Source organism: Aeribacillus pallidus, assembly GCF_050478865.1.
In the GTDB taxonomy this organism is placed as follows: Bacteria; Bacillota; Bacilli; order Bacillales; family JACDOC01; genus JACDOC01.
Map to the genome: position 1 here is coordinate 1 of NZ_JBCNBW010000084.1, position 1,857 is coordinate 1,857.

The 1,857-nt window shown below is 50.7% G+C and carries 14 tRNA genes and 1 rRNA gene; all 15 read right to left on the minus strand.

What is annotated here, in order from left to right:
• Positions 1 to 147: 147 nt before the first annotated feature.
• The 15 genes from ABES52_RS16265 to rrf all read right to left on the minus strand — a co-directional run bounded on the left by ABES52_RS16265 (position 148) and on the right by rrf (position 1,758).
• Positions 148 to 221: transfer RNA gene (locus ABES52_RS16265), tRNA-Cys, on the minus strand.
• Positions 222 to 231: 10 nt separating this feature from the next.
• Positions 232 to 306: transfer RNA gene (locus ABES52_RS16270), tRNA-Gly, on the minus strand.
• Between the two features lie 3 nt (positions 307 to 309).
• Positions 310 to 381, minus strand: a tRNA-Gln gene (locus ABES52_RS16275).
• Between the two features lie 43 nt (positions 382 to 424).
• A tRNA-His gene (locus tag ABES52_RS16280) sits at positions 425 to 500 on the minus strand.
• A 6-nt stretch (positions 501 to 506) separates the two neighbouring features.
• Positions 507 to 580 (minus strand) — tRNA-Trp (locus ABES52_RS16285).
• A 4-nt stretch (positions 581 to 584) separates the two neighbouring features.
• Positions 585 to 669, minus strand: a tRNA-Tyr gene (locus ABES52_RS16290).
• A 10-nt stretch (positions 670 to 679) separates the two neighbouring features.
• A tRNA-Thr gene (locus ABES52_RS16295) sits at positions 680 to 755 on the minus strand.
• Between the two features lie 159 nt (positions 756 to 914).
• Positions 915 to 990 (minus strand) — tRNA-Phe (locus ABES52_RS16300).
• A 3-nt stretch (positions 991 to 993) separates the two neighbouring features.
• Positions 994 to 1,069, minus strand: a tRNA-Asp gene (locus tag ABES52_RS16305).
• Between the two features lie 7 nt (positions 1,070 to 1,076).
• Positions 1,077 to 1,150, minus strand: a tRNA-Met gene (locus ABES52_RS16310).
• 154 nt (positions 1,151 to 1,304) lie between these two features.
• Positions 1,305 to 1,380, minus strand: a tRNA-Val gene (locus ABES52_RS16315).
• A gap of 1 nt (position 1,381) precedes the next feature.
• A tRNA-Glu gene (locus tag ABES52_RS16320) sits at positions 1,382 to 1,456 on the minus strand.
• Positions 1,457 to 1,466: 10 nt separating this feature from the next.
• A tRNA-Ser gene (locus tag ABES52_RS16325) sits at positions 1,467 to 1,558 on the minus strand.
• A gap of 3 nt (positions 1,559 to 1,561) precedes the next feature.
• Positions 1,562 to 1,636, minus strand: a tRNA-Asn gene (locus ABES52_RS16330).
• Between the two features lie 7 nt (positions 1,637 to 1,643).
• Positions 1,644 to 1,758 (minus strand): 5S ribosomal RNA (rrf, locus tag ABES52_RS16335).
• Positions 1,759 to 1,857 lie beyond the last annotated feature (99 nt).

The window sequence follows — 1,857 nt, forward strand, 5'->3', positions numbered from 1 at the left end:
ACAATTCAAGTATAAAAGAATAACGGGGTTGCGTGTCTTTTTTTTGACCAAAATTGTATGAAAACCCCAACATTTATTATAGAGCCTAATTTTATGATAAAATAAAAAAACTTCCATTTTTCATGGAAGTTGCCGTTTTATGTATGTTGGAGGCGGCAACCGGATTCGAACCGGTGATAAAGGTTTTGCAGACCTCTGCCTTACCACTTGGCTATGCCGCCTTATATTGTTTGGAGCGGAAGACGGGATTCGAACCCGCGACCCCCACCTTGGCAAGGTGGTGTTCTACCACTGAACTACTTCCGCAAGCTGGGCTAGCTGGATTCGAACCAGCGCATCACGGAGTCAAAGTCCGTTGCCTTACCGCTTGGCTATAGCCCAATAATAATAATATATGCAAGTAATGAAAAATTGTGATGAAATATGGGGCGACTAGTGGGAATCGAACCCACGAATGTCGGAGCCACAATCCGATGCGTTAACCACTTCGCCATAGCCGCCACGTCTGGCAGGGGCAGTAGGAATCGAACCCACACTGGAGGTTTTGGAGACCTCTGTTCTACCATTAAACTATGCCCCTGTAATGGTGGAGGGGGACGGATTCGAACCGCCGAACCCAGAGGGAGCGGATTTACAGTCCGCCGCGTTTAGCCACTTCGCTACCCCTCCACGACGCTCATGGTGCCGGCTGCAGGACTTGAACCCGCAACCTACTGATTACAAGTCAGTTGCTCTACCAATTGAGCTAAGCCGGCATGTTGGATTTATCTTTGACTTTAACTCATTCTTATAGTCGTCCCGCTCTCAGTATGTTTACTCAAGTAGCAGCTCGAGCGGTACGCTGAAGCATCGCTCCGAAGATTATTCGGTCGTGCTCTACCAATTGAGCTAAGCCAGTATGTTCAATTTTTAAATGGTGGCTCGGGACGGAATCGAACCGCCGACACAAGGATTTTCAGTCCTTTGCTCTACCGACTGAGCTACCGAGCCAACTGGCGGTCCCGACGGGAATCGAACCCGCGATCTCCTGCGTGACAGGCAGGCATGTTAACCGCTACACCACGGGACCTTTTTAATTGCGGGGGCAGGATTTGAACCTGCGACCTTCGGGTTATGAGCCCGACGAGCTACCGGACTGCTCCACCCCGCGACGATAAAAATTATAGAATTTGGTTCATGCCCGATGTGTCTGTTGACCGTCCCGCTCTCGGTTAGCTAATTCAAGAAGTAGCTCGAGCGGTACGCTGAAGTGTTTTCGAGGAAGTGGATTCGGGCGTGCTCCACCCCGCGACGATAAGATAGTATGGTGGAGGATGACGGGATCGAACCGCCGACCCCTTGCTTGTAAGGCAAGTGCTCTCCCAGCTGAGCTAATCCTCCATGGTGACCCGTACGGGATTCGAACCCGTGTTACCGCCGTGAAAGGGCGGTGTCTTAACCACTTGACCAACGGGCCATGTTGATAATGGCGGAGAGCAAGGGATTCGAACCCTTGAGGCAGCGTTAACCGCCTACACGATTTCCAATCGTGCTCCTTCGACCACTCGGACAGCTCTCCAAATGGCTCCGCAGGCAGGATTCGAACCTGCGACCGTTCGGTTAACAGCCGAATGCTCTACCACTGAGCTACTGCGGATCGATACGCCTGGCAGCGTCCTACTCTCGCAGGGGAGACCCCCAACTACCATCGGCGCTGAGGAGCTTAACTTCCGTGTTCGGTATGGGAACGGGTGTGACCTCCTCGCCATCGCCACCAGACATTTATTTCGTTTTCCTAACGACAACCTCTATTATACAGAGTTTTTGTCGTTTTTCAAGAGGTTTTTTTATTTTTTATTCCCTCAAAACTAGATAAAG